The sequence below is a fragment of the Neoroseomonas marina genome (genome assembly GCF_012927745.1).
Taxonomy (GTDB): Bacteria; Pseudomonadota; Alphaproteobacteria; order Acetobacterales; family Acetobacteraceae; genus Neoroseomonas; species Neoroseomonas marina.
On sequence record NZ_JABBKX010000010.1, the window covers coordinates 115,413 to 140,737 of the forward strand.

General features: G+C 70.6%; 24 protein-coding genes. 10 read left to right on the top strand and 14 right to left on the bottom strand.

Annotation, left to right across the window (positions count from 1 at the left end; translation table 11 throughout):
• Window positions 1-113 precede the first annotated feature (113 nt).
• On the top strand, window positions 114-1,052 hold the full coding sequence (lhpI, locus tag GWK16_RS21860; protein ID WP_170056099.1) for a bifunctional Delta(1)-pyrroline-2-carboxylate/Delta(1)-piperideine-2-carboxylate reductase: 939 nt from the start codon (window positions 114-116) through the stop codon (window positions 1,050-1,052).
• 13 nt (window positions 1,053-1,065) lie between these two features.
• Here lhpI and GWK16_RS21865 read toward each other — a convergent pair whose 3' ends face one another.
• The 6 genes from GWK16_RS21865 to GWK16_RS21890 all read right to left on the bottom strand — a co-directional run bounded on the left by GWK16_RS21865 (window position 1,066) and on the right by GWK16_RS21890 (window position 6,117).
• Window positions 1,066-1,602, bottom strand: coding sequence for a DUF6683 family protein (locus tag GWK16_RS21865; RefSeq protein ID WP_170056100.1), 537 nt, complete (start codon window positions 1,600-1,602; stop codon window positions 1,066-1,068).
• A 446-nt stretch (window positions 1,603-2,048) separates the two neighbouring features.
• Window positions 2,049-2,657 carry a malonic semialdehyde reductase gene (locus tag GWK16_RS21870; RefSeq protein WP_248291548.1) on the bottom strand — a complete coding sequence of 203 codons (609 nt, stop codon included), beginning with the start codon at window positions 2,655-2,657 and terminating at the stop codon, window positions 2,049-2,051.
• 148 nt (window positions 2,658-2,805) lie between these two features.
• Window positions 2,806-3,375, bottom strand: coding sequence for a NifU family protein (locus GWK16_RS21875; protein ID WP_170056101.1), 570 nt, complete (start codon window positions 3,373-3,375; stop codon window positions 2,806-2,808).
• Window positions 3,376-3,527: 152 nt separating this feature from the next.
• Window positions 3,528-3,821 (bottom strand): 50S ribosomal protein L28, encoded by a 294-nt coding sequence (gene rpmB, locus GWK16_RS21880; RefSeq protein WP_168043091.1) that lies wholly within the window; start codon window positions 3,819-3,821, stop codon window positions 3,528-3,530.
• Window positions 3,822-3,917: 96 nt separating this feature from the next.
• Window positions 3,918-4,175 (bottom strand): hypothetical protein, encoded by a 258-nt coding sequence (locus tag GWK16_RS21885; RefSeq protein WP_170056102.1) that lies wholly within the window; start codon window positions 4,173-4,175, stop codon window positions 3,918-3,920.
• A gap of 67 nt (window positions 4,176-4,242) precedes the next feature.
• On the bottom strand, window positions 4,243-6,117 hold the full coding sequence (locus GWK16_RS21890) for an ABCB family ABC transporter ATP-binding protein/permease (protein WP_170056103.1): 1,875 nt from the start codon (window positions 6,115-6,117) through the stop codon (window positions 4,243-4,245).
• Window positions 6,118-6,330: 213 nt separating this feature from the next.
• Between GWK16_RS21890 and GWK16_RS21895 the strand changes: the two genes are divergently transcribed.
• From GWK16_RS21895 to GWK16_RS21925, 7 genes are all read left to right on the top strand, one after another.
• Window positions 6,331-7,185: an NUDIX hydrolase gene (locus tag GWK16_RS21895; protein ID WP_170056104.1), complete on the top strand. Its 855-nt coding sequence runs from the start codon at window positions 6,331-6,333 to the stop codon at window positions 7,183-7,185.
• 138 nt (window positions 7,186-7,323) lie between these two features.
• Window positions 7,324-8,868 carry a coiled-coil domain-containing protein gene (locus GWK16_RS21900; protein ID WP_170056105.1) on the top strand — a complete coding sequence of 515 codons (1,545 nt, stop codon included), beginning with the start codon at window positions 7,324-7,326 and terminating at the stop codon, window positions 8,866-8,868.
• Between the two features lie 95 nt (window positions 8,869-8,963).
• Complete coding sequence (locus GWK16_RS21905; protein ID WP_248291549.1) at window positions 8,964-9,419, top strand: GAF domain-containing protein; 456 nt, start codon at window positions 8,964-8,966, stop codon at window positions 9,417-9,419.
• Window positions 9,416-10,405: a Bug family tripartite tricarboxylate transporter substrate binding protein gene (locus GWK16_RS21910; protein ID WP_170056107.1), complete on the top strand. Its 990-nt coding sequence runs from the start codon at window positions 9,416-9,418 to the stop codon at window positions 10,403-10,405. The genes GWK16_RS21905 and GWK16_RS21910 overlap by 4 nt, the downstream gene beginning before the upstream one ends.
• A 63-nt stretch (window positions 10,406-10,468) precedes the next feature.
• Window positions 10,469-11,269, top strand: a complete 801-nt coding sequence (locus GWK16_RS21915) for a crotonase/enoyl-CoA hydratase family protein (protein ID WP_170056108.1) — start codon at window positions 10,469-10,471, stop codon at window positions 11,267-11,269.
• A 1-nt stretch (window position 11,270) separates the two neighbouring features.
• A complete protein-coding gene (locus GWK16_RS21920; RefSeq protein WP_170056109.1) occupies window positions 11,271-12,116 on the top strand; it encodes an SDR family oxidoreductase in 846 nt (281 codons plus the stop codon).
• Between the two features lie 13 nt (window positions 12,117-12,129).
• Window positions 12,130-12,942 (top strand): enoyl-CoA hydratase-related protein, encoded by an 813-nt coding sequence (locus tag GWK16_RS21925; RefSeq protein ID WP_170056110.1) that lies wholly within the window; start codon window positions 12,130-12,132, stop codon window positions 12,940-12,942.
• Here the strand turns inward: GWK16_RS21925 and GWK16_RS21930 are convergent.
• The 8 genes from GWK16_RS21930 to GWK16_RS21965 all read right to left on the bottom strand — a co-directional run bounded on the left by GWK16_RS21930 (window position 12,929) and on the right by GWK16_RS21965 (window position 23,040).
• The gene (locus tag GWK16_RS21930) at window positions 12,929-14,143 is read right to left on the bottom strand and encodes a CoA transferase (RefSeq protein ID WP_170056111.1); all 1,215 of its coding nucleotides are present in this window, start codon (window positions 14,141-14,143) and stop codon (window positions 12,929-12,931) included. The two genes, GWK16_RS21925 and GWK16_RS21930, sit on opposite strands and share 14 nt — an antisense overlap.
• Window positions 14,144-14,147: 4 nt before the next feature.
• Window positions 14,148-15,323, bottom strand: coding sequence for an acyl-CoA dehydrogenase family protein (locus GWK16_RS21935; RefSeq protein WP_170056112.1), 1,176 nt, complete (start codon window positions 15,321-15,323; stop codon window positions 14,148-14,150).
• 66 nt (window positions 15,324-15,389) lie between these two features.
• Window positions 15,390-16,274 carry an MBL fold metallo-hydrolase gene (locus tag GWK16_RS21940; RefSeq protein WP_170056113.1) on the bottom strand — a complete coding sequence of 295 codons (885 nt, stop codon included), beginning with the start codon at window positions 16,272-16,274 and terminating at the stop codon, window positions 15,390-15,392.
• Window positions 16,275-16,300: 26 nt separating this feature from the next.
• Window positions 16,301-17,281 carry a Bug family tripartite tricarboxylate transporter substrate binding protein gene (locus tag GWK16_RS21945; RefSeq protein WP_170056114.1) on the bottom strand — a complete coding sequence of 327 codons (981 nt, stop codon included), beginning with the start codon at window positions 17,279-17,281 and terminating at the stop codon, window positions 16,301-16,303.
• A 76-nt stretch (window positions 17,282-17,357) separates the two neighbouring features.
• Window positions 17,358-18,242: a DMT family transporter gene (locus tag GWK16_RS21950; protein ID WP_338144538.1), complete on the bottom strand. Its 885-nt coding sequence runs from the start codon at window positions 18,240-18,242 to the stop codon at window positions 17,358-17,360.
• On the bottom strand, window positions 18,239-19,129 hold the full coding sequence (locus GWK16_RS21955; RefSeq protein ID WP_170056115.1) for an alpha/beta fold hydrolase: 891 nt from the start codon (window positions 19,127-19,129) through the stop codon (window positions 18,239-18,241). Before GWK16_RS21955 ends, GWK16_RS21950 begins: the two co-directional genes overlap by 4 nt.
• Before the next feature lie 57 nt (window positions 19,130-19,186).
• Window positions 19,187-22,084 carry an ATP-binding protein gene (locus GWK16_RS21960; RefSeq protein ID WP_170056116.1) on the bottom strand — a complete coding sequence of 966 codons (2,898 nt, stop codon included), beginning with the start codon at window positions 22,082-22,084 and terminating at the stop codon, window positions 19,187-19,189.
• Window positions 22,084-23,040: a TRAP transporter substrate-binding protein gene (locus GWK16_RS21965; RefSeq protein WP_338144539.1), complete on the bottom strand. Its 957-nt coding sequence runs from the start codon at window positions 23,038-23,040 to the stop codon at window positions 22,084-22,086. Before GWK16_RS21965 ends, GWK16_RS21960 begins: the two co-directional genes overlap by 1 nt.
• Window positions 23,041-23,339: 299 nt before the next feature.
• On the opposite strand from GWK16_RS21965, the gene GWK16_RS21970 reads away from it, so the two are divergent.
• Together GWK16_RS21970 and GWK16_RS21975 are read left to right on the top strand one after the other, a co-directional pair.
• The gene (locus GWK16_RS21970; protein ID WP_170056118.1) at window positions 23,340-24,080 is read left to right on the top strand and encodes a glycerophosphodiester phosphodiesterase; all 741 of its coding nucleotides are present in this window, start codon (window positions 23,340-23,342) and stop codon (window positions 24,078-24,080) included.
• Between the two features lie 59 nt (window positions 24,081-24,139).
• Window positions 24,140-25,312, top strand: a complete 1,173-nt coding sequence (locus GWK16_RS21975) for an isovaleryl-CoA dehydrogenase (RefSeq protein WP_170056119.1) — start codon at window positions 24,140-24,142, stop codon at window positions 25,310-25,312.
• The last annotated feature ends 13 nt before the right edge of the window (window positions 25,313-25,325 follow it).

Consider the following 25,325-nt stretch of genomic DNA (forward strand, 5'->3'; position numbering starts at 1 on the left):
AACGCGCATCGCACGCCCTTGCCCTCTTCTTCGACGCCCCCTCGGGTGGGCGGGCCTAGCAAAGGACGGGCCGGAAAGGCAAACCGTTCTTCCCAGCCGGAGACCGATCGAGGATGCTGCAACTGGACCGCGAGGCCGTACGCGCCGCCCTGCCGTGGGATGCCCTGATCGAGGCGCTGGAGGCCATGTTCCGCGATGGCTGCGAGGCGCCGCTGCGGCACCGCCATGCCATGCCGGACGGCGAGGGGACCGAGAATACGCTGCTGTTGATGCCCGCCTGGCGGGCCGGCGGGCATACCGGCGTCAAGATCGTGCACGTGGCGCCCGGAAACGCGGCACGGGGACTGCCCGCGGTGCACGCCGCCTATCTACTTTCCGACGCCGTAACGGGCGCGCCGCTGGCCCTGCTGGATGGCGGGGAGCTGACCGACCGCCGGACCGCCGCGGCGAGCCTGCTGGCGGCGCGCTTCCTCGCCCGTCCGGACTCCTCGCGGCTCCTGCTGCTGGGCAGCGGCAAGGTCGCGCGCGCCCTGGCCGAAGGCTATGCCGCGCGGTTCCCGATCCGGGACATCCGCATCTGGTCGCCGACGGCGGCGAATGCCGCGCGCCTGGCTGCGACCCTGGCCGAGGAAGGCCTGCCGGCGCGTGCGGTTGATCGGCCGGATCCGGCGGGGGCGGATATCGTCTCCGCCGCCACCTTGGCGACGTCTGCCCTCGTGCGGGGCGCGGAGGTGGCGCCGGGAACGCATGTCGACCTGATCGGCGCCTATCGGCGTGACATGCGCGAGGCCGACGGCGCCCTGCTGGCGCGTGCCACCGTGGTCGTCGACACGCGGACAGGAGCCTTCGCCGAGGCGGGCGACATCGTGCAGGCGATCGCGGAGGGCGCCATCACCGAGGCATCGGTGGTGGCAGACCTGGCCGAATTGTGCCGGGGCGTGCATCCGGGACGCCGCTCGGCCCAGGACATTACGCTGTTCAAATCGGTCGGCTGGGCGGGCGAGGATCTTGCCGCGGCGATCCTCGCCTATCGGCGCACGGGGGCCGTCTGATCTCCCGCAGGGGTCAGCGGGCCTGGAAGCCGGCCGGCGTCAGCGCATAGTGGCGCAGGTCGATGCCCTGCTGCTGGGCGACCGTGGCGGCGACCTCGGCCCGGAAGGCGGTGAGGGCGGTGCCATTGCCCGCGACGCGCAGGTCGTTCGCACGGGCCGCGGCGGCCATGGCGTAGAAGGCGAGCGTTTCGGCGGTCGCCTGGCGCTCGGCCTCGGACTGCCGGGCGAGAGGCGAGTTCCCGGCCAGCATCTGACGTGCCTGCCCGCGCACGGCGGCGATGCCGGCGCGCTGGGTGGTGGCGTCACCGCCCGTCGCGACCTCCCAGGCGATGAGGTAGAAGGCCGCCACGACATCGGCGAGGTCGCGCGGGTCATACCCATGCTGGATCAGCAGCCGGTCGAATTCCTGCCAGGGCGCGCCTGAGTCCACGGCCTGACGCAGGCCCGCGGGGTTCGGGCTGGAGGGCATCGCGGCGGCGAGGACCTGCGCGCGCACGCGCTGCGAAATGGCCGGATCGGGCCGGAAGGCGGTCGGGCTGGCCGAAGGCATGGCCGCCGCACCGGCGCGGGGGAGGGGAAGCGGTTTGCCAGCCGTCGCGATCGGTTGCGGCGCCGTTGGCGCCGGCTTGGTCGCGGGACCGGCCACGGCGGCGGGCGCCACGGCCGGCGGCGGCGCCGGCTGCGGAACCGCCGTGGAGCCGGGGAACAACCGGAGGCCGGCGCTGATCGCCGCGCTCCCGTCCGCGCCGAGCGATCCCAACCCAAGGCCGCCGACCGCGGGGCTCTCGGCCCCGGTCTTTTGCGCCAGGACCGGGGCCGCATGAGCGACCAGAGCCAGCATTACTGCCTGTCGAAGGAAGCGCCGAGACATTCCCGTGTCACCCGTGCTGCCGAACGCGAGGCCCTACAATCGGATGGCGGAGGCCGCGGTTCAAGCAATGCGCGGGCGGCGCCCTGAAACGCTTCGGGGCGCCGCCCCTGGCGCCCCGTTGCGGATCACTCGAAGCGGGCGGCTTCTTCGAAGTCGAGCCGCGGGTTGCGCGGGAAGAGGCCCTCGGGATCGCCATAGCCGAGGTTGACCAGGAAGTTGGTCTTCCAATTGGTGCCCTGGAAGAAGGCCTCGTCGACCTTCGCGGCGTCGAAGCCGCTCATCGGGCCGGCATCGAGGCCGAGCGCCCGGGCGGCGAGGATCAGGTAGGCGCCCTGCAGCGAGCCGTTCCGGAATGCCGTCTGTTCGGCGAAGGACAGGCTGCCGGTGAACCAGTTCCGCGCATCCGGCGCATGCGGGAAGAGCTTCGGCAGATTGTCGTAGAAGTGCAGGTCATGGGCCACGATGACGGTGACCGGCGCGTTCATCGTCTTCTCGAGATTGCCGGCCGACAGCGCCGGCTTCAGCTTCGCCTTGCCTTCCGGCGTGCGCACGAAGACGAAGCGGCCGGGCGAAGCGTTGGCCGAGGTCGGCGCGAACTTCATCAGGTCGTAGAGCTCGCGCAGCTTGGCATCCGGGACGGGGCGGTCCTGCCACTTGTTGTGGGTGCGGGCCTCGCGGAAGAGCTGATCGAGCGCGCGGTCGTCGAGGGTCTCGGTGGCCATGTTCACGTCCATGTCGGGGTTCCTGCGCAAGCAGTATCGCTGTGCCCTCGATATGGCGGCTAGGCCCGGTAGGGCCAGGGCAGGCAACGAATGGCGGCGATCAGCAAAAAAAATGACGCGCCGGTCCGCGGGGGGGGGGGCGGCGCGCCCCGGACCTGGATCAGGCCTCGACCTGTTCCACGGCCACCACCTCGGGGACGTAGTGGCGCAGCATGTTCTCGACGCCATGCTTCAGGGTGGCCCGGGAGGACGGGCAACCCGAGCAGGCGCCCTGCATGCGCAGCCGGACGATGCCGTCGCGGAAGCCCCGGAAGACGATGTCGCCGCCGTCGCCGGCCACGGCCGGGCGCACGCGGGTGTCGAGCAGTTCCTTGATCTGGGCGACGACTTCCTGATCGGCGGTGTCGAAATCCTCGCCGTGCTCGCCATCGGCCTCGCCGGCCTCCATGATCGGCAAGCCCGACAGGTAATGCTCCATGATGGCGCCCAGCACGCGGGGGCGCAGCAGGGTCCAGTCGGCATCCTCGGTCTTGGTGACCGTCACGAAATCGGCGCCGAGGAAGACGCGGGCGACTTCGCCCACCTGAAAGACCCGCTCGGCGAGCGGGGAGCGGCCCGCCGCATCCCCGGGGCCGGTGAAATCCGCCGTCCCGCGGTCGCCGAGCACATCCCGCCCGGGCAGGAACTTCAGCGTGGCGGGGTTCGGGGTGGCTTCGGTCTCGATGAACATGGCGGCGTTCCGCGGTTGGCGTTGATTCCCGACTTATGTGGTCCGGAATCCGGCCGGGCGCAACAGGCGGGTCCGCGGCCTGCCGTTCGGGCATGAAAAAGGGCGGCCGCCCCACGGGCGCCGCCCTTCCATCCGCCCGGAGGCGGCGCGGTTCAGGCCGCCTTCTTGGCCTGGGCGCGCTCGATGCGGCGCTTCAGGGTCACCGCCTCGGCCGCCAGCTTGCGGTCCGGGGTGCCGAGCAGGAAGGCGTCGAGGCCGCCATTGTGCTCCACGGTGCGGATGCCCGTGGTGGACAGGCGGATCTTCACCTGGGTGCCGAGCACGTCGGACCAGAAGGAGGTCTCCTGCAGGTTCGGCAGGAAGCGCCGGCGGGTCTTGTTGTTGGCGTGGCTGACGTTGTTGCCCGTCAGAACGCCCTTGCCGGTGATGCCGCAGCGGCGGGCCATGATGGTATTCCCGAAACGATCAGGGCGCGCGGAAGGACTCCCGCACGCGGGTGGAACCGAGGAAGGCGCGGCTTTTGGCCCAGCCGGGCGGCCGCGTCAAGCCTGCGGTGGCTGGCCCTGCCGCGCCTCGGCCAGTTCGCCGTTCTCGACCGAGGCGAGCGCATTGCGCAGCACGGCCGCCACGGACCGGTCGTCCATGGTCCGGGCGAGCAGGCCGAGCGCCCCCCCGAGCAGGGCGGACGCGATGGAGATCGGCGCGATGCGCTGCTCCATCATGTACTCGATCGCCTTGTCCACGACCGAGCCGGCGTGGCTCAGATCCTCCGGGGCCATGCCCGAGGGGTCCTGTTGCATGCCGTGTTCTCCTTGTTTCCTTGGGGCAGATAGGACTGGCGAGGGCCGCGGGGAAGCCCTGCGGGCTTCACACGGCGGCTTCCCCGATGCGTGTGCCGCGGGGACGGTCAAGGTCCGCTTCGGCCTGGGCGCGGGCAGCCGCCTCGGCCGCCGCGACGGCCTGGGCCTGGCGCCGCCACATCTCGGCGTAGAGGCCGTCCGCGGCGATCAGGGTCGCATGGGTGCCGCGCTCGGCGATGCGGCCGTCCTGCAGGACGATGATCTCGTCCGCCTCGACCACCGTGGAGAGTCGGTGTGCGATGACAAGGGTCGTGCGGTTGCGCGAGACGTCGCGCAGCGCGGCCTGGATCTCCTGCTCGGTGCGGGTGTCGAGGGCGCTCGTCGCTTCGTCCAGGATCAGGATGCGCGGGTCCTTGAGGATGGTGCGCGCGATGGCGACGCGTTGCTTCTCCCCGCCCGAGAGCTTCAACCCGCGCTCGCCCACCCGGGTCGCATAGCCTTCGGGCAGCCGCATGACGAAGTCATGGACCTGGGCGTGGCGGGCGGCGTCCTCGATCTCGGCCTCGGTCGCTCCCGGCCGGCCATAGGCGATGTTGTAGCGGATGGTGTCGTTGAACAGCACGGTGTCCTGCGGCACGACGCCGATCGCCTGGCGCAGGCTCGCCTGCGTCACGCCCCGGACGTCTTCGCCGTCGACCGTCACGCGGCCGCCGGTCGCATCGTAGAAGCGGAAGAGCAGGCGGGAGATGGTGGATTTGCCCGCGCCGGTCGGCCCGACGATCGCCAGCATGCGGCCGGGCGGCACGGTGAACGACACGCCCTTGAGGATCTCCCGGTCCGGGCGATAGCCGAAGCGGACGTCCTCGAAGCGGATCTCGCCGGGGCCCTTGGCGAGGGCGGGCGCGCCCGGCGCGTCCTTCACCTCGGCCGGCACCTCGAGCAGCGTGAACATCTGCTCCATGTCGGTCAGCCCTTGCTTGATCTCGCGATAGGCGAAACCGAGGATGTTCAGCGGCTGGTAGATCTGGATCAGGTAGGTGTTGACCATCACGAAGTCGCCGACCGTCATGTGCCCCTGGGCGATGCCGGATCCCGCGAGCAGCATGGTGATCGTCAGCCCGACCGCCATGATGAAGGCCTGGCCGGCGTTCAGCATGTTGAGCGTGGTCTCGGACCGCACATAGGCGCGCTCGTAGCGCGTCAGGCTTTCCTCGTAGCGGCGGGCCTCGTGCGCCTCGTTGTTGAAGTACTTGACCGTCTCGTAGTTCAGCAGGCTGTCCACCGCCTTGGTGTTCGCCTCCTCGTCCAGCTGGTTCATCTGCCGCCGGAAGCGCAGGCGCCAGTTGGTGAAGAGCAGGGTGAAGGCGACGTAGGCCGCGATGGTCCCGAGCATCGTCACGGTGAAGGACACCGCGAACAGCCACCACAGGATGACGGCGACGAACAGGATCTCGACGATCGTCGGGATGATGTTGAAGAGCAGGAAGTTCAGCGAGGTCGCGATGCCGCGCACCCCGCGCTCGATGACTCGCGACAGGCCACCCGTCGCCCGGTCCATGTGGAAGCGCATGGACAGCGCGTGCAGATGCTCGAAGACCTCGAGTGCCACGCGCCGCGCGGCGCGCGCCTGCACCTTCGCGAATATGGCGTTGCGCAACTCGCCGAAGGCCGAGGACATGACGCGCAGCAGCCCGTAGCCGACGATCAGTGCGACCGGGATGGCGAGGATGGCGCCGACGCCATCCTTCGGTGCCAGCGCGTCCACCGCGCGCGCATAGGCGATCGGCACCAGCACGTTCGCCGCCTTGGCTGCGGCCACCAGCACCAGCGCGGCGATGACGCGCAGGCGCAGTTCGACCGCCCCCTTCGGCCAGAGATAGGGGGCGATGCGGATCAGGGCGCGGACATGGCTGCCATCGGCCTTGTCTGTCGAAGGGGGCAAGCGATCTGGACTCCGGTCTGGCTCGCGCAGATGGGGCCGAAGCGCGGCGAGGGGAAGCGCGCCCCGCGCATGGACGCCATCCTGGCGCGCTGGGGCGGACGCAGGATGCCTCGAAACGCCGCCCGCCCGGAAGTCCGGGCCGGCTGCCGAGGCTGCGCCGGAAGCGTCGCGCGCAATTGGCGTGGCCCGCGTGGCGGGGCACAAGATCCGCCCATGCCCGACCCCAGCCTCCAGCGCCACATCGACGCCTGCAACAACATCACCTCGCCGGCGGGGCTGATCCCCTTCCGGATCGGCACGGCGCAGGTCGGCTGGGTCGACCCCGACCTGGCCCAGGCGCTGACCTTCCGCCCGCGCGACTTCCATTTCGGCGCGGATGGCGTCGCGATGGCCGGCCGGCTGCGCAGCCCGGGGGCGCGCAGCGAGGCACTGGCCCAGGCGCTGCCATCCCTCGCGGCCGGCGCCTTCCTGCGGATCCGCCGCGAATTGTTCGACGTGCGGGAGACGAGCAACGGCCCGGTGCTCGCGACGCTCGATCGGGGCGCGCTGCCGGCCTTCGGCGTGATGTCCCAGGGCGTGCACGTCAACGGCATCGTCCGACGGGCGGACGGGCTGCATCTTTGGATGGGCGTGCGGTCGCGCGACAAGGCCGTGGCGCCGGGGCAGCTCGACAACATCGTCGCCGGCGGGATCCCTGCCGGCCTGTCGCCCGACGAATGCCTGGTGAAGGAGGCGGGGGAGGAGGCGTCGCTGCCACCTGGCCTCGCCGTCACGGCGCGGCGTGCCGGCCGCATTTCCTACGTCATGCGGAACGGGGAGGGGCTGCGGCGGGACGTTCTGCATGTCTACGACCTCGAGATCCCCGACGGCGTCGCGCCGCGGCCGAACGACGACGAGGTCGAGCGTTTCGAGCTCTGGCCCGCCGCCCGGCTGCTCGACGCCGTGCGCCGGACCGACGAGGTGAAGTTCAACGTCAATCTGGTGCTGATCGACCTGTTCCTGCGCGAAGGGCTGATCGCGGACCCGGATGGCCGGCTACGTGCGGGGCTGGACCAGGGGCCCGACTGAGCACGGCCACACGCGCTACGTGCGCGCCTGCAACCTGGCGTGACTGGACTCCCGCGGGCAGCTAGCCCCTTGCTATGTGCGATGCCGTCGCGGGACGGAGATCCCGCGCGTCGCCGGACCGAAGGAGAGGCCCCCGCAATGCCGCGATCCCGCGCACTCGTGAAGGCGGCGCTGCTCGCCTCGGTCAGCCTTCTGCCGGCCTGCGGACTGACGGTGGAACGCAGCGCGCGGGTCGAGGGCCTCGAACGGGACCTCGCGGCGTCACAGGCCCGCAGCCAGGACCTCGCGACGCGGGTCGGCGAGTTGGAGCAGGCCCTGGCGGCGGAGCGGCAGGCGCGGGGCGACCTCGCAGCGGTTCAGCGCCAACTGGCTGCGGCACGGCGAGACCTGGCGGCCGCCCACCAGAATCGGGGCGCGGCGGACCAGGAAGCCGAGGCCATGCGGCAGCGGCTCGAGGCGCAGACCCGGCGGCTCGAAGCGCTGCGGGCCGAATCGCAGCAGACCCGGTTGCAGCTGGAGAACCGGATGGCCGAGGCCGCCGCAGCGGAACGTCGACTCGGCATCCTGCGTGGCGATACCCAGGCCGAACAGCAACGCGCTACCGCGGCACGCGGCGAGGTCGCCGCCGCCGAAGCCCGGCTCGGCACGCTGATGGCCCGCGCCGGCGAGGAGGAGCGCCGGCGCGAAGGCCTGCGCGCCGAGGTCGCCGCGGCGGAGCAGCGCCTCGTCCAGACGCGCGAGGCAGCGAATGTCGCGCAGGGCGAGGCCAATGCCCGGCGGCAGGGCGTGGCGCAGCTCGAAGCCGAGATCGGCAGGCTGACGTCCTCGCGTGACCAGGCCGCGACTGATCTGAGGGGCCTGCAGGGCCGCGTGGGGGAGTTGCGTGCCGAGGTCGCCGCCGCCGAACGCCGGGCGACGGAACTGCGCGACATGACCGGGGGCGAGGAACGCCGCCTGGCTGCCCTGCGCGGAGAGGCCGCAACGGCCGAGCGAACAGCGGCGGAACGGCGCGAGGCCGCGGCGGAGGCCGATCGCCGCGCCGTGGCTGCCACCCGGGCGGCCGACCAGGAAGCCGAGCGCGCCCGGGCCCAGGCCGAGGAGGCCCGCCGCACCGCCGGGACGGTGCAGGCCGCGCGCGGCGAAGCGGAGGCGCTGCAGCGCCAGGCCGAGGCACTGCGCCAGGAGGTGGCCGCGTCCGAGCGGCAGCGCCAGGACCTCGCCCGGCAGAACGAGGCGCTGCGCGGCGAGGTGACGGGGGCGGATCGGCGGCGGGCCGAGCTGGCCACTCAGAACGAGGCGCTGCGCGCCGAGGTCGCGGCCGCCGACCGTCGGCGGGGCGAGCTCGCCGCCCATGTCGACCGGCTGCAGGCCGAGGTCCAAGCCGCTGATCTGCGGCGCGGCGAGGCCGCGGCGCAGGCCGATGCGGTTCGCTCGGCCCTGGCCACGGCCGAGCAGCGGCGCGCGGAGGTCGCCCAGCAGGTCGACGCCATGCGGACCGAAGTGGCGGCCGTCGAGCGCCGCCGCGCCGAGATCGCCGGCCAGATCGCGGCGACCGAGGCGCGGCTCGCGGAACGGCGCGCCGAGCTTACGGAACTCGAGGCGCGGGTGCGCCGGGCGCGGGAAGCGGCGGGATCCGATTCGATGAGCATCACCGTGCCGGGCCAGGCGCCGGCTCCACGCTGATCCTGCCCCCCCGTGAGGCGGGCGCGGCTTTGCGCTATGGCTTGTCGATGACCCGACCGGATCCCTTACCCCATTTGCGCGCGGTGGCCGCGGCCATGATCCTGCCCGGCCAGCCGGCCGCGCTGTTCGCGGCCCTTCAGGCGGCGACCGCCGCCTGCATCGGCCATCGGCTGTTCACCGTCATGCGCCACGACGCCGCGGCCGGCCGCAATCGCCGCGTCTACAGCAGCGATGCGGAGGCCTATCCCGTCGCCGGCTTCAAACCGGTCAACTGGGAGCACCCCTGGACGCAGCGGGTGCTGGTCGAGGGACGCGCCTGGATCGGGCGCGACGCCGCCGACATCGCCTGGGCCTACCCCGACCATGAGAAGATCGCAGCCTTGGGCCTCGGGAGCGCGATGAACCTGCCGGTGCGCTGGAACGGGCGGCCGCTCGGGTCGGTGAACCTGTTGCACGCCGCGGGCCATTTCACCGAGGAGGACGCGGCGCTCGGCGCGGTGTTTGCAGCGCTGGCGGCGCCGGCCCTTCTCGCGCCGGATGACGATCGATGACCCGGGAGACCTCCATGCACCGCCTGATCCGCCGCCGGCCGCTGCTCGCCGCGACGGCACTCCTTGCGCCCTTGCCGCTCGCCGCGCAGACTGCCTTCAGCCGACCGATCCGCCTGATCATCCCCTGGGCGCCCGGCGGCACCACCGACATCCTCGGGCGGATCGTGGCGGAACCGCTGGGCCAGGCGCTGGGGCAGCCCGTGCTGGTCGAGAACCGCACCGGGGCATCGGGCAACATCGGGTCCGATACCGTCGCCAAGGCGGCGCCGGACGGGCACACCCTGCTCTTCGGGTCGATGTCGACCCACGCGATGAACCACGCACTGATGCGGTCCATGCCCTTCGACGGGGTGGCGGACTTCACGCCGCTCGCCATGCTGGGCTTCGCGATCAACACGATGGTCGTGCATCCGTCGGTGCCCGCGCAGACGGTGCCGGAGTTCATCGCCTATGTCCGCGCCAACCCGGACAATCTGGCCTATGCCTCCGCCGGGCCCGGATCGACCAACCACCTCTGCGCCGCGCTGTTCGAGAGCATGACCGGCGTCCGCATGGTGCATGTGCCCTATCGCGGCGGGCAGCCGGCGGTGACGGACACGGTTGGCGGGCAGACACAGCTGTTCTTCAGCGCCGCGACGCAGACCATGCCGCATGTCGAGGGCGGACGGCTGCGCCTGCTGGCGGTGACCGAAGCTGCGCGCTGGAGCCGCCAGCCGAACGTGCCGACGGTGGGCGAAAGCGTACCCGGCTACGAGATGGCGGTGTGGTACGGCGCCTTCGGTCCGAAGGGCATGGATCCGGCCCTGCAGCAGCGCCTGAACGCGGAGCTGAACCGCATCCTCATGACGCCCGCGGTGAAGGAACGTCTCGAGGGCATGGGGGTGGAGATGGCGCCCGAATCCACCGCCGCCTTCGGGCAGCGCGTGCGTACCGACGCGGAGAAGTGGGGGGCGCTGATCCGGCGCCTGGGCATCGAGGCCAGCTGAGCCCGGCTTGCCGGGTCCGCGGGCGCGCTCCATCCTCCGCCGCCTCATACGGGGGAAATGCCGATGGACGCGCCGCTGAAGGTCGAGATCGAGGAGGGCATCGCCCTCCTCACCATGAATCGTGCGGAGTCGCGCAACCCGCTCGACCCCGAGATGCAGGACGCGCTGCTCGACACGCTGTCCTCGCTCGATGCGGGGCAGGAGGTGCGGGTCGCCATCCTGACGGGCGCCGGTACGGCCTTCTGCGCCGGCGGCAATGTGCGCCGCATGGGCGAGGCGGCGAGTGGCCCGAAGGAGCGCACCCCGGCTCAGGCGCGCGGCTATTACCGCTGGGGCATCCAGCGCATCCCGCGCCTGCTCGAGCAGCTCGAAATGCCGGTGATCGCGGCGGTGAACGGGCCGGCGATGGGCGCGGGGTGCGACCTTGCCTGCATGTGCGACCTGCGGATCGCGGGCGAGAGCGCGCGCTTCGCCGAATCCTTCGTGAAGCTCGGCATCATTCCCGGCGACGGCGGTGCCTGGCTGCTGCCGCGCATCGTCGGCTTCGCCAAGGCGTCCGAGATGGCGCTGACCGGCGATTCGCTGACGGCGCAGGACGCGCTGGCGGCGGGGCTGGTGTCGCGCGTGGTGCCGGATGCGGAGCTGATCCCGGCGGCGAAGGCGCTCGCCGCGCGCGTCGCCGCCAACCCGCCCCAGGCTGTGCGCATGGCGCGGCGGCTGCTGCGCGAGGCCTGGAACAACCGGCTCGACACCGTGCTCGAGATGTCGTCCGCGATGCAGGCGGTCGCGCACACCACGGATGACCACAAGGAGGCGCTGGCGGCGATGCGCGAGAAGCGCAAGCCGACCTACAAGGGCGCCTGAGATGGCCTTCGCGCCGGGGCTGCTCGCCGGCCGCCGCGCCCTGGTGACGGGCGGCGGCACCGGGCTCGGGTGCAGCATCGGCAAGCGGTTCCTGGAGCTCGGCGCGTCGCTCGCGATCTGCGGGCGGCGCGTGGCGGTGCTGGAAACGACTGCCGAGGCCTTGCGCGCGGAGGTTCCGGGCGCGCAGGTCACGACGCATCCCTGCGACGTTCGCAACGCGACTGCGGTGGAGGCGATGCTGGACGATGTCTGGCGGCACGGGCCGGCCGACATCCTGGTGAACAATGCGGCGGCGAACTTCCTGGCGCAGACGCATCGCCTGTCAGCGCGCGCGGTCGATGCGGTGCTCGGCACGACGTTGCACGGGGCTGCCTACTGCACCATCGGTTGCGGACGGCGCTGGATCGATGCAGGGCAGCCGGGCGTGGTGCTGTCCATCCTGACGCTCTCGGCGCTGCAGGGCGGCGCCTTCACCGCGCCATCCGCCATGGCGAAGGCGGGGTTGCTGGCCATGACGCAGAGCCTCGCCGTCGAGTGGGGACCGCGCGGCATCCGGCTGGTGGCGATCGCGCCCGGCACCTTTCCCACGGAGGCCGCGGTCGCGCGCCTGCGCCCCGGTGGCGTCGAGCATGACGGCGTGCCGCTCCGCCGCGCCGGGAAGCACGAGGAACTGACCGACCTCGCCGCCTTCCTCGTCTCCGATCATGCCGGCTACGTCACCGGCGAATGCGTTGTCGCGGATGGCGGCCGGCGGCTGCTGGGCGGTGCGCGGGCCGGGGCGCAGGAGATGCTGGACTGGACCGACGAGCAATGGGCGGCCCAGCGCGCCCGCACGCCGTCGCGCTGAGGAACCGCCCGCCATGGCCTTCACGGAAATCACCTACGAGGTCGCCGACCGCATCGCGACGATCACGCTGAACCGGCCGGAGAAGCGCAACGCCTGGTCGCCGGTGACCGAAGCCGAGGTGCGCGAGGCCTTCGGTCTGATCGCCGCGGATGACGACGTGCGCGCGGTGATCCTGACCGGCGCGGGCAGCACCTTCTGCGTCGGTGCCGACGTCACCGGCATCGCCGGCCGCAAGCCCGACCGGCCGCCCTTCACCGGCGTCACGCCCCCGCCGGGCGATCCGCCGCCGGTCGAGGATCTGTCGCGCCGCTACTCCTACATCCTGAACATCGGCAAGCCGGTGATCGCGGCGATCAACGGGGCGGTGGCGGGCGTCGGGCTGGCCGTGACGATGTATTGCGATGTGCGCTTCATGGCCGCGGGTGCGAAGCTCGCTTGCGCCTTTCCGCGCCGCGGGCTGATCGCCGAGCACGGCATCGCCTGGACCCTGCCGCGTGCGATCGGACCGATGAACGCCGCCGACCTGCTGCTGTCGGGCCGCACCATCACGGCGGAGGAAGCGGCCGCGATGGGTCTGGTGCGCGCGCTGCCGGCCGACGGCTTCGCCGCGACGGTGCGCGCCTATGTCGCCGATATCGTCGGGAACTGTTCGCCGCGATCGCTGCGCATCATCCGGCGCCAACTGGCGCTGGCCCCGCTGCAGTCGCTGTCCGAGGCGATCGAACTCGCCGAGACGGAACAGGCCGCGACCATCGGCACCGAAGACCGGCGGGAAGGTGCTGCGGCCTTCCTGGAAAAGCGCAGGCCGAGCTTCACCGGCCGCTGAAGCGCGGCCCGAGGCCCCCGGCTCCGCGGACCGAATCCCGCTCGCCTTCGCTCATGCCGAGCAGACCGCCCAGGACATCGGCCTCGTGCTGGTTCAGGAAGGGGCTCGGGGCGAAGGCCGGAGGTGGCGCACCTTCGATCCGCAGCGGCGTCGAGGGCAGGACGACATGGCCGACCTCGGGGTGGTCCACCCAGCGCAGCATGCCCCGGTCGTGCATGCCGGGGTCGTTGAGCACTTCCTCGAGCGTGCGAACCGGCGCGGCGGGCACGCCGTGCTCGCGCGTCAGGGCTTCGAGCTCGGCGCGGCTGTGGGCGGAGGTCCAGGCGGTGACGAGCCGGTCGACCTCGGCCATGTGCTTCACGCGGTCGGGGTTGCTGCGGAAGCGCTCGTCGCCGATCAGGTCCGATTCTCCCATGGCGCGGAGCAGGCGGTCCCAATGGGCTTCCGTCACGACGATGATGGCGATCCAGCCATCCTTCGCCGGGTAGACATTGTAGGGCGCCATGGCGAGGCCGGCATGGCTGTTGCCCGTGCGCGGCGGCACGTTCTTCAGCTGCCCGCCGAAATGCATGCCGATGGCCGAGGCGAGCGTCGAATAGGCCGCGTCCTGCATCGCGACCTCGACATAGGTGCCCTTGCCGGAGCGCTCGCGCGCGAAGAGTGCGGTCATGATCGCACCGTAGAGGTGCGTGCCGCCGAGGAAGTCGCAGACCGTCGGCCCGGCCTTGGTCGGCGGCCCGTCCGGATAGCCGGTGGTGTGCATGATACCGACCGCGGCCTGGACGGTGAGGTCCATGGCCAGCCGGTCCTTGTCCGGCCCCGTCTGCCCGTAGCCCGAGCCCGCCGCGTAGACCAGGCGCGGGTTGCGCTTCAGCAGCGCCTCGTGCCCCAGGCCGAGCCGGTCCATCACGCCGGGCGAGAAGTTCTCGATGACGACGTCGGCGCGGTCGACAAGGCGCAGGAAGACCTCCTGCCCCTTCGGGTTCTTGAGGTCGAGCGAGAGGCCCTTCTTGTTCGAATTCAGCATCGCCATCGGCACCGAGCCGCCGGCAACCATGGCGCGGCGGCGCAGCGGCTCGCCGGTCGGCGGCTCGATCTTGATGACGGTCGCGCCGGCCTGCGCCATCAGGAAGCCGGCATAGGGCGCCTGGTAGATGTGCCCGAGGTCGAGGACGAGGAGACCGTCGAGCGGCAGCGCCACGGCCTCAGACCTTCCCGCCGAGCGTGCGGCGGCCGATCGCGCTGCGATGGACCTCGGACGGGCCCTCGTAGACCCGCATCAGCCGCACCTGCTGGTGCATCAGCTGCAGCGGCAGTTCCTTGGTGACGCCCATCGCGCCCCAGGTCTGCATGGCGTTGTCGAGCACCGACTGCGCCATCTCCGTCGCGCGCACCTTGAGGATCGAGGCCTCCATGCGGACATCCGCACCGGCATCGAGCTTCGCCGCGAGGTCCTGCACCATCAGCCGGCAGGCATGGATCTCCATCACGGCCTCGGCCGCGAACCACTGGATCGCCTGGCGGTCGGCGAGGCGCACGCCCCAGGTGACGCGGTTCTGCGCCTGCTCGGTCATCATCTCGAGCGCGCGGCGCGCCATGCCGATGCAGCGTGCCCCCATCTGCATGCGCCGCACGTTGAGGCGCAGCTGCATCGGGGCGTAGCCGCGGCCGAGCTCGCCGAGGACATTCTCGGCCGGCACGCGGCAATCCTCGAAGACGAGCTCATAGGTGCGTCGCCCGCCCACCATCGGGATCTCGCGCTCGATGACGAAACCGGGCGTGCCCTTCTCGACGATGAAGGCCGTGATGCCGTCCTGGCGCTTCCCATCGCCGGTGCGGGCCATGAGGATGATGAAGTCGGCGCGCGGAACGTTCGAGACCCAGATCTTCCGGCCATTGATGACCCAGTGGTCGCCGTCCTTCACCGCGCGCGTCGTCATCCCCGCGGGATCGCCGCCGGCGCCGGGCTCGGAGATCGCCATGGCCGAGCGCTGCTCGCCGCGCGCATAGGGGTCGAGGTACTTGGCGCGCTGCAGTGGGCTCGCGACCGAGAGCATCATGTGCAGGTTCGGGCTGTCGGGCGGGATGGTGAAGGGCACGCAGGCGCGGGCCATCTCCTCCTCCGCGGCCGCGAGGGAGAGCAGCGGCAGGTTGGCGCCGCCGAATTCCTCCGGCACGTCGAGGCCCCACAGGCCGAGTTCCTGGCAACGGGCGAGGAGGGTCTTCTCCTCCTCCTCGGACAGCTTGAAGCCGCCGCCGGTCGCCTCGCGCTTCAGAACGGCCGGTTCCAGCGGCATGAGGTCGCGTTCCACGAACTTCGCGACCAGGTCCCGGAGCATCCGGGTCTCCTCGCTGGCGGCGTGGGGCTGGTTGTGGTCCATGGTGCGATCCTCCGAATTCGCCGGAACCGACCACCCAGGGGCGGCGGCGTCAAGCAGGGGTCAGGGTCAGCGGATGTAGCGCCAGCGGAAGCGGTCTCCGTTCGCCTCGATGCGACCAACCGTGGGGTTCGGGAAGTGGATCGGAAGGATCTGCGCATCGGTGCCGGCCACCTGGCCGAAGAAGGTGCGGCGGCTGGCTTCCGCCTCGGCGGCATCCCAGCAGAAGACCGTGGACCAGTCCGGCTGATGGACCTGCAGGGCGTGGTGCATCAGGTCCCCCGTCACGACGGCATGCTGCCCGCCGCTGCGGATGTGCACGCAGCAATGGCAGGGCGAATGGCCTGGCGTCGGCTGGATGGTGATGCGGTCGTCGAGCTGGAAGTCGTCGTCGACCAGCAGCGCCTGGCCGGCCTCGACGATCGGTTCGCAGTTGAAGCGGTGGACGTTGCCGCCGCCGCCGGGGCGCTCGATGCCGGCCTTGGTCGTTTCCGCCCACGCCGCATATTCGCGCTTGTGGAAGACGTATTTCGCGTTCGGGAAGGTCGGCACCCAACGGCCGTCGCGCAGCACCGTGTTCCATCCCGAATGGTCGATGTGCAGGTGGGTGCAGAAAACGTAGTCGATGTCCTCGAAGGACAGGCCCTCGGCCTTTAGCCCGTCGAGCCAGGGCTGCTTCGGGAAGTCCATCGGCGCTGGCCAGCCCTTGTCCTCCCCGGTGCAGGTATCGACGAGGATGGTGTGGTGCGGGGTGCGCACGACATAGGTCTGGTAGGTGATGACCATCTTGCCGGAAGCCGGATCGTAGGTCTCCGGCTCGACCTCCTTCAGGCGTTCGGCGAGCAGGTCGGGCGCCGCGGCAGCCTTGGGGAACATGGCCTCGGGCGCGCGCCAGGGGCCGTCACGCTCGATGATGCTGGTGATGGTGACGTCGCCAATCGTCAGCTTGCGCATGGTCCGTCCTGTCGTCGGTCTATCGGTCATTCGGCGCGGATGCCGGCCTCGGCGGCGACGCGCTGCCAGGTCGGCACGTCTTCCGCGAGGCGGGCTGCGAGGATGTCGGGCGCGCTCATCAGCGGCTCTGCGCCGAGGGTGGCGAAGCGCGCCCGGAAATCGGGGTCGGTGGCGAGCTGGGCGAGTTCCGCCGAAAGCCGCGCCAGGACCGGTGCGGGCAGGCCGCGTGGCGCGGCGATGGCGAACCAGTTCGGCGCGACATAACCCGGCACGATCTCGATCGCCGCCGGAACCTGGGGCAGTGCGGGAATGCGCTGCGTCGTGGTGACCGCGAGGATGCGCGCCCGGCCTTCCCTCGCATGGCCGAGAGTTTCGACCGTGCTCGCGAAGACGAGGTCGACATCGCCGGCATAGAGCGCGTTCATCGCCTGCGCCGCCCCACGATAGGGCACATGCACCAGGTCGAGCCGCGCCGTGGCGGCGAGCAGAGCGCCCGAGAGATGGTTCGAAGAACCGATGCCGGAGGTTCCATAGGTCACGCTGCCGGGCTTGGCGCGGGCTTCGGCGAGCATGTCCTGCAGCGTCGCGAAGCGATGATTGGCGCGCACGGCGATCGTCGTCGCGATCTCGGCGACCAGGGATACGGGCGTCAGGTCCGTCCGCGGGTCGAAGTTGAGAGTCGCGTAGATGGCCGGCAGGATGGCGAGGGAGGAGGAGGTGAGGACGAGCGCATAGCCGTCCGGCGCGGACTGCACGACCGAGCGCAGGCCGATCGATCCGCCGGCGCCGGCGCGATTGTCGATGATGAAGGGCTGGCCGAGCCGTTCGCGCAGTCTTTCGCTGACCAACCGGCCGACGGTATCGATCGGGCCGCCGGGCGCGAAGGGGATGACGATACGGACGGGCCGGCCTGGCCAGGCTTCCTGGGACATGGCGAGGGACGGCGCGGCGAGTGCGGCCGCCAGGGCCGCAAGGCCGCGCCGGCGCAGCGGCGCCGTCATCGTCATGCATTCCTCCACGGCACCATTCCCGGGCACCTTCGCGGCAACGATCCGACGGACCGGCCGCGGGCGCAAGCCGGGGTCAGCGCGCCCTTGCTTCGCGCCGGGCGATCCAGGTGGTGGCGGTGAAGATGACGGCCGCGCCGGCGAAGGTCCACGCCGAGGGAATCTCGGAGAAGACGATCCAGCCGAGGGTCGAGGCCCAGATCATGTCGACGAACTTGATCGGCTGCGTGGCCGAAATGTCGGCGATCCGGAAGGCCTCGGTCAGGCACCAATGTCCTGCGCTCCCGAGAAGGCCGGTCATCAGGAACCAGCCGAGTTGCGTCGCGCTCGGCCACGTCCAGCCGGGGATGGCGAACGGCAGGGTGAAGGCGGCGACGGTGAGCGCCTGCCAGGCGACGATCACTTCCGGCCGGTCGCGCCGTGTCAGGGCCTTGGTGATGAGGAAGGAGGCCGCGAAGAGCGGTGCCGAGGACAGCATCACCAGCGACCAGAAGCCGCTGCCCGTGCCGGTGAACTTCGGCGCCACGATCACGAGCACCCCGAGAAAGCCGATACCGGCCGCGACCCAGCGCGCGCGGACCATGGGCTCGCCGAGGAAGATGACCGCGCCGGCCATGATGAAGATGGGGCCGGTGAAGCCGATCGCCGTCATGTCGGCCAGCGGCACATGCGGCAGCGCCCAGAACCAGAGCAGCAGACCCGCGGTGTGGATGGCGCCGCGCCAGCCTTGGCCCTTCAGGTCATGCGGCAGCCAGGCCGTGAGGCCGGTGCGCAGCATGAACGGGACCAGCACCAGCAGCCCCGCGAAGTAGCGCAGGAACTGTGTCTGGAACGGGTCGAGCTCCATCGCGAGTCCGCGCGCGATGGTGTTCAGGAGGCAAAACTGGAAACCGGCGGCGGCCATCCAAGCCATGCCGCGCAGCGTGGCGGCGCGCGTCGGGCGCCCCGGCGGCAGTGTCACGCCGCGGCCGCGTCACGAGCCAGGACGCGGGCGAGGGCGCTGTTGAACGCGTCGGCTGCCTCATAGGCCACCCAATGGCCGGCGCCGGGGATCTTCTCGGTGCGCGATCCGGGGCGCATCTCGTGCACCAGGTCGAGGCGCAACTGCACATGGGGGCGGGCGATCGCGTCCTGTTCGCCGTAGATCGCGCCAAGCGGCGCGCGGCTGCGCAGGATGGCCTGCTTGAGGGAGTCGGTGTTCGCCCAGCCACGGCTCTTGAAGCGGGCCCGGCGGGTGTGGAGGTCCTGCATGGCCAGTGCGACCTCATCGATACGGGTCGCGTCGGCGAACATCAGCTCGGCCAGGTTGTGCCGGTTCGCATCGTCGCGGGCGGCGCCTTCGAGGTGGCGCACCTTCACGAGCTCCGTCGGGCTGCGCGTGAAGCCGAGGGCGCCGGCGCCGACGATCGTGAGCGACCGGCAGCCCTCGTGGTCTTGCGCGGCGAGGTGGCCCGAACAGAGTGCACCGAACGAGAAGCCGACCAGGTCATAGCTCCGGCCGCCGAGCAGGAGGCGAAGCCCGTCCCGCAGCAAGGCGCCGATGCCGTCCGGTGAAGCCTGGCCTGGCGGCATGTCGCTGTCGCCGAGGCCAGGGAGGTCGGGGCACAACACCATGTGGCCCGTGGCCAGGACCGGGATATTGCGCAGCCAGTGCCGCCAGGATCCCGACCCGCCATGCAACAGGACGATCGGCTGGCCCTCGCCCCATGCCCGCCAGACCATGGAACCGGTACCGCAGGGCGTTTCGGCCCGCCGGGCCTGCTCGGCGACCGCCCGGAGGACGGGATGCGGCTCCTCGCGCCCCGAATTCGCGCTCCAGGTCCCGAAGCCCATGCGTTCCTCATCCATTCCGCCGTGCGTGCCGCCATCCTAGGCGAGCGCAGCGCGGGGTCCAGACGGCAGGGGCTAAGCGGCCTCGATCCGTTGCAGGGCGGGACCAATCGACATGTCAGCGACGCCCAGCCGACGTTCGAGCTCGGGCAGGGTTGAGCGGGCAATGGCAATGACGTTCGCCTGGAGCTCGGCGGCCGCGTCGCCGCCACGCGCCGCCTTCTGCAGAATCTCCGCCTCGAGCGCGAGGCGGGCGGCACCGAGGGTGCGTGCCGCACCGACAAGGCGATGGGCCGCATGTTCGACATGGGCCGCGTCGCTGCGTTCGCCGGGTGACGCATTCGCCAGCAGCGCCAGCGCCCTGCGCAGCTCGCCGACGAACTCGGCGAGGATGCCATGCGCGGCGTGCCCCAGCTCGCGTTCCAGGACGTCCAGGGCCGACGGGTCGAGGATAGGAGCGTCCGGACGCTCCGGCTGCGCGTCGGCCTGGGTCGTTCGGGACGGCATGTCGTGCATCAGCTGCAGAAGGGCGGTGCGGTCGAGCGGCTTCGACAGGTGCGCGTCCATGCCCGCGCGGCGCGTCGCCTCGATCTGTTCGGGCAGTGCGGACGCCGTCAGCGCGACGATCGGCACTTCGGAGGCGGGCTTCTCCATCGCACGGATCCGCCGCGTCGTCTCGAAGCCATCGACCTGCGGCATCTGCAAGTCCATCAGGACGACATCGAAGGTTTCCTGACTCAAGGCGAGCAGCGCGGCGGCGCCGTCCTCGACGACCGTCACGCGGTGGCCGGCCGATTCCAGCATGGCCTTCGCGATCTGCCGATTTGCGGCCACATCGTCGACAACGAGGACACGGCGGGACACCACGTCCTTCGGGTCCAGGTCCGGCAAGCGCGTCTCGCTGCGGATGTCTTCGGGGCGCGCCGCTTCGAGTGGAACTTCCAGCCAGAAGAGAGCGCCGCCCGCCGCCGGCGATTCGCAGCCGACGCTCCCGCCCATCAGTGCCGCGAGCCGGGCCGAGATCGCGAGGCCGAGGCCCGTGCCCTGCGCCTCGGGCCCGGCGTTGGGCGTCAACTGAACGAAATCCTCGAAAAGAAGGTGCTGCTTGTCCTTGGGAATGCCTGGCCCGGTGTCGGCAACCTCGATGCGCATGCGGGAATCGGGTGTGGCCATCACTCGTAGATCGACGCGGCCGCCTACCGGCGTGAACTTCACGGCATTGGACAGCAGGTTCAGCAGCAACTGACGCATGCGGAGCGGATCGAGGCGGGCCGCCATCGGCAGCGTCGGATCGACATGGAGCGTGAAGGCGAGAGCCTTCCGCACGATCTCGGGTTCGAGCAGCGTCGCACAGCCATTGAGCAGGCGCCGCAGGTCGACCGCTTCGGGCGCGAGGTCGAGGCGTCCAGCCTCGATCTTCGAGAGATCCAGCAGGCCATTCACCAGGTCCAGGAGATGGCGGCCGGCCTCGCGCAGCGTGTTGACCTGTTCGCGCTGCTCCGGCGTCAGGCGGGGATCATGCAGTAGGACCTGGGCGAAGCCGAGCACGCCGTTGAGCGGCGTCCGCAGCTCATGGGACACGCGGGCGAGGAAGCGCGTCTTCGCCTCGCCGGCGGCGGCCGCGGCGTCGCGTGCCGCGGCAAGGTCCTGCATGGCGCGCTTCAGCGCCGTGATGTCGGTCCGAATGCCGACCGTGCCGCCATCCGGTGTCCGGCGTTCCGTGATCAGGACCCAGCGGCTATCCGGGAGGAGCCGTTCCATCGGCGGCTGGTTGCCCAGGTGGAAGATCTTGCTGGCGGCGACGAAGGCTTCGATGTCGTCGCCCGCCTGGGGATACTGACCGACGCGGAAGCCCTCCCGCATGATGTCCTCGAAACGGGCCCCGGGTTTGATGAATGCCGCACTGAGTCGGTAGAAGTCGAGGTAACGGCTGTTGCAGGCGACGAGACGGTCATCGCCGTCGAACATGACGAAGCCATCGGACATGGCTTCCAGCGCGTTTTCCAGCGTCTGCCGCGCACGGGCGCGTTCCGCCTCCGCCTTATCGCGCTGACGTAGGATCAGCATCAGCGCGATCGCGATGAGGATGACGACGGCGCCGAGCATGCTCGAGATGGACAGCGCGCGAATGCGATCCTGGTCCCAGCCCGACATGGCGGCGTCGACATCGAAGCTCGTCGTGATGACCAGCGTCGCGTAGAGCGCGGGCCGCGCGACTGCGAAGACCAGCGCGGCATCGAAGCGGCTGTTGGCAACCCGCACCGGCGCCGCCGGGCCAACCGGGATCGACGGCCGACCGATATTCTGCCCGATGCGCAGTTCGTCGTGCGGGACCGATGCCAGGAGCGTGCCGTCGTCGCGTTCGAGCGTGGTACGGATGCCCGGCCGTTCGCCAGCCGCGGAGAGCAGGGTCCGCACCGATGGCACCGGGACTTCGGCCACGGCGAGCACCGGACCGACGCCGGCGACCACGATGTTCCGGGCGAAGAAGAGCGTCCATTCGCCCGTGCTCGGATTTTGGACAGGCCCACCGATGGACAACCCGCCGCTTGTCGCCGCGAGGTCGGAGAAGCCCGTGTCGACCGGCAGCGGCAGGCGACGCCGGCGCGACACCGGCAGGGCCGTCGCGATGGGCAGGCCACTCGGGCCGAGCAGGAGGATGTCCCGGTAGGTGAAGTTCTGGTTGATCAGCTGACGCAGGACGCGGTTGAGGGAATTCACGTCCATCCGGTCATTCATCGCAAAGGGCGCCACCATCGCCGGCAGGCCGGCGAGCATGGCGTCGATCTGGACGAAGGCACGGTTGATCGACGCCTCGGTCGCGATGCTGACGCGCTCGACCGTTTCCTCCGCCGCCCGGACCTGCGCGTCCCGGGCCCGCCCGATGATCGTGAGGGTCACGACCGTCTGCGCCACCAGCAGCACGACGGCGCCGAGAAGAATGGCGCGACGGAGGAAGCGCGTGTTCTGCATCAGTCGTTGCGGGCGGTCACGCCGAGCGCTGGCGCCAGGCGGGTGTTCCAGGCGTCGACACAGGCTTCCCCGCAACGCCGCACCCATCCGGGCAGAACGCTTTCCGTCAGGAGGCGGAGGCGCCGTGCTTCGTCCGCTGCCGAGACAGGAACAAGCGTCATGCTCCCGCGACGGCCGGTCGAGCACTGACCCTGTCCGGTGTTGCAGGCCAATCCTTCACCGGTCTCGACCTCGGCCGCCTGCCAGATCTCCTGCTCGAGCTTCCCGACCTCCTCCCGGATCAGCGTGCGGGCCCATTCCGGCAATGCCTGCCAGGCACCCCGGTTGGCCCCGAAGACCGAAAGGCCCCAGGTGATGGCCATGGCGTGGACGTGGGTGGTCACTTCATGCAGGCCGATGGAGTTTGCCGACAGCGTGCCGGTCACCGCGCATTCCACGACACCAGAGCGCAGGGCGGCAAGCGTTTCTCCGAAGGGGATCACCACGGGCATCGCCCCCAGGGCCGCGAACATTTCGGATTGTCCGACCGACGAGGTCCGGATCCGTCGTCCCGCAAGGTCCGCCAGCCCGCTGAAGGCGCTTTTGCAGAACACGACCTGAGCCGGGTAGGTGTAGATGCCGAGGAGCTCGACATCGTACCGCTCGGCCAGCAGGGCCTCGAGATGCGGGCGATACAGGGCGATGGTCCGGCGCAGTGCCGCCATGTCGGGGTTCACGACCGGCAGGTCCACGGCGTTGAACTCCGGCTCCTCCGTGCTGACGACGGCAAGCAGCACGGTCCCGAAAGGAACGACGCCCAGGCGCATCAGGGCGAGCATTTCCTGGGCCCGAATGCCGCTTCGGTCGAAGGGGGCGATCTCCGCGCGCAGCCGCCCGCCCGAGACTTCCTGCAGGTGCTGTCGCCAGAATGGTTCCTCGTACCGCACGTACTGGCTGACATCCGCCAGGCCGCCCACGATCTTGAGGCGGATCGGAGCGGCATCGCCCGTCGCCGCGGGCTGGGCACGTGGGGGCGCCGCCGGAACAGCCAGAAGCCCGGCGCCTAGCACCGCGGATGCGATCCCGCGGATCACGGACCGGACCATTCATACCTCCTGCCACGCGAGCCGAGTGCTGTTATTGCCACCACTGGGTGAAGCGTGTCACAGCTTTCCTTAACGAAAGCGGGTCCGGCGGCGCGTCCCTGCGCTCATCTCGCGGAGAAGGGCTGCCTTCGACGTCCCGGGCTGGCACTACACAATCGAGACACCGCGCCATGACCACGCCCCGCACCGCCATCGCGAGCCACCGCGGCGGCGCCTTTCTGTGGCCCGAGAACAGCATGACCGCCTTCCGCGCGACCGCCGGTCTGGCGCTCGAGCAGGTGGAATGCGACGTCCATGCTTCCGCGGATGGCGATGCCGTGGTGATGCATGACGCAACCCTCGATCGGACGACGGATGGCAGCGGGCCAGTGGCAGCGCTTCCGACCTCGGCGGTGGCCCGTCTGCGGGTGAAGGGCTGCGCAGGTGGTAGGGTGCCTCTGCTGGCCGAGATGCTGGGGGTCTACCGCGGCACGGCCATCGCCCCGCGGATCGAGATCAAGGGCGATGCCGAGGGCCGGCCCTATCGTGGCTTGGTTCAGCGGGTCATGGCGGCGCTCGATCAAGCCGGTCAGCGGCGCACTGCCTGGGTCATCGCCTTCGACGCGAGGGTTGCGGCGGAAGCCCAGGCGGCGGGTGGGCTGGCCGGCGTTGCCTGGCTGATGGAAGGCAGGACCTACGCCTCGCTCGGCATCCGGGGGGCGGTCGCGGTCACCAAGGCCTACGGATTCCCGGAGATCGGCTTGCCGGAATCGGTGCTGGATGCCGAGGGCTGCGCGGCTTTCCAGGGCGCGGGCATCCGTGTCTCGGTCTGGGGGGCGAACCATGAGGCGTCGATCCGCCGGATGCTCGGCCTCGGCATCGAGTGCCTGACCACGGACGACCCGCCACTCGCGATCGCCCTGCGGGGGTAGCCTGCGAAGACGCTTGGCATGACGCGTCCCGGCGGCGATCCTGCGCGGGAGGAGGCGCCATGTCCAAGAATCAGATCCCGACCCTCGACTTCGGCCTTGGCGACGAGGTCGACATGCTGCGCGACACGGTCCGCTCCTTCGCCTCCGAGCGGATCGCGCCCATTGCCGCCGAGATCGACCGCACCGACGAGTTCCCCCGCCACCTGTGGCCCGAGATGGGCGCGCTGGGCCTGCACGGCATCACGGTCGAGGAAGAGTATGGCGGCGCGAACATGGGCTACGTCGCCCATTGCGTCGCGATGGAGGAGGTCAGCCGCGCCTCGGCCTCCGTCGGCCTCTCCTACGGGGCACATTCCAACCTCTGCGTGAACCAGATCCGCCGCAACGGCAGCGAGGAACAGAAGCGGCGCTACCTGCCGAAGCTGATCTCAGGTGAGCATCTCGGTGCGCTCGCAATGAGCGAGCCCGGGGCGGGCAGCGATGTCGTGTCCATGCGCCTGCGCGCGGACAAGCGCGGCGACCGCTACGTGCTGAACGGCACCAAGATGTGGATCACCAACGCGCATTACGCCGAGACCATGGTGGTCTATGCCAAGACGGACCTCGCGGCCGGCCCCAAGGGCATCACCGCCTTCATCGTCGAGCGCGACTTCAAGGGGTTCAGGCCGGCGCAGAAGCTCGACAAGCTCGGCATGCGCGGATCGCCCACCAGCGAACTCGTCTTCGAGGATTGCGAGGTGCCCGAGGAGAACGTGCTCGGGCAGGTCGGCGGCGGCGTGCGCGTGCTGATGTCGGGACTCGACTATGAGCGCGCGGTGCTGGCGGCGGGCCCGCTCGGCATCCTGCAGGCCTGCCTGGATCTTGTTGTGCCCTATGTCCATGAGCGCAAGCAGTTCGGCCAGGCGATCGGCGAGTTCCAGCTCATCCAGGCCAAGCTCGCGGACATGTACACGGTGCTGAACGCTTGCCGGGCCTATGTTTATGCTGTGGCGCGCGCCTGCGACCAGGGCAAGACGACGCGCAAGGACGCGGCCGGGGCGATCCTGTTCGCCGCCGAGGCCGCGACCAAGGCGGCGCTGGATGCGATCCAGATCCTCGGCGGCAATGGCTACATCAACGAGAATGCGCCGGGGCGGCTGTTGCGCGACGCCAAGCTCTACGAGATCGGCGCCGGCACCAGCGAGATCCGCCGCATGCTGATCGGCCGCGAATTGTTCAGGGAAACCGCGTGAGCCACGTCCTTTC

Bases quoted from the DNA above. Each gene is read 5' to 3' on its own strand.
- lhpI (WP_170056099.1), top strand. From the start codon at position 114: ATGCTGCAACTGGACCGCGAGGCCGTACGCGCCGCCCTGCCGTGGGAT.
- GWK16_RS21865 (WP_170056100.1), bottom strand. From the start codon at position 1,602: ATGCCTTCGGCCAGCCCGACCGCCTTCCGGCCCGATCCGGCCATTTCG.
- GWK16_RS21870 (WP_248291548.1), bottom strand. From the start codon at position 2,657: ATGGACGTGAACATGGCCACCGAGACCCTCGACGACCGCGCGCTCGAT.
- GWK16_RS21875 (WP_170056101.1), bottom strand. From the start codon at position 3,375: ATGTTCATCGAGACCGAAGCCACCCCGAACCCCGCCACGCTGAAGTTC.
- rpmB (WP_168043091.1), bottom strand. From the start codon at position 3,821: ATGGCCCGCCGCTGCGGCATCACCGGCAAGGGCGTTCTGACGGGCAAC.
- GWK16_RS21885 (WP_170056102.1), bottom strand. From the start codon at position 4,175: ATGCAACAGGACCCCTCGGGCATGGCCCCGGAGGATCTGAGCCACGCC.
- GWK16_RS21895 (WP_170056104.1), top strand. From the start codon at position 6,331: ATGCCCGACCCCAGCCTCCAGCGCCACATCGACGCCTGCAACAACATC.
- GWK16_RS21900 (WP_170056105.1), top strand. From the start codon at position 7,324: ATGCCGCGATCCCGCGCACTCGTGAAGGCGGCGCTGCTCGCCTCGGTC.
- GWK16_RS21905 (WP_248291549.1), top strand. From the start codon at position 8,964: ATGATCCTGCCCGGCCAGCCGGCCGCGCTGTTCGCGGCCCTTCAGGCG.
- GWK16_RS21910 (WP_170056107.1), top strand. From the start codon at position 9,416: ATGACCCGGGAGACCTCCATGCACCGCCTGATCCGCCGCCGGCCGCTG.
- GWK16_RS21915 (WP_170056108.1), top strand. From the start codon at position 10,469: ATGGACGCGCCGCTGAAGGTCGAGATCGAGGAGGGCATCGCCCTCCTC.
- GWK16_RS21920 (WP_170056109.1), top strand. From the start codon at position 11,271: ATGGCCTTCGCGCCGGGGCTGCTCGCCGGCCGCCGCGCCCTGGTGACG.
- GWK16_RS21925 (WP_170056110.1), top strand. From the start codon at position 12,130: ATGGCCTTCACGGAAATCACCTACGAGGTCGCCGACCGCATCGCGACG.
- GWK16_RS21935 (WP_170056112.1), bottom strand. From the start codon at position 15,323: ATGGACCACAACCAGCCCCACGCCGCCAGCGAGGAGACCCGGATGCTC.
- GWK16_RS21940 (WP_170056113.1), bottom strand. From the start codon at position 16,274: ATGCGCAAGCTGACGATTGGCGACGTCACCATCACCAGCATCATCGAG.
- GWK16_RS21945 (WP_170056114.1), bottom strand. From the start codon at position 17,281: ATGACGATGACGGCGCCGCTGCGCCGGCGCGGCCTTGCGGCCCTGGCG.
- GWK16_RS21955 (WP_170056115.1), bottom strand. From the start codon at position 19,129: ATGGATGAGGAACGCATGGGCTTCGGGACCTGGAGCGCGAATTCGGGG.
- GWK16_RS21960 (WP_170056116.1), bottom strand. From the start codon at position 22,084: ATGCAGAACACGCGCTTCCTCCGTCGCGCCATTCTTCTCGGCGCCGTC.
- GWK16_RS21970 (WP_170056118.1), top strand. From the start codon at position 23,340: ATGACCACGCCCCGCACCGCCATCGCGAGCCACCGCGGCGGCGCCTTT.
- GWK16_RS21975 (WP_170056119.1), top strand. From the start codon at position 24,140: ATGTCCAAGAATCAGATCCCGACCCTCGACTTCGGCCTTGGCGACGAG.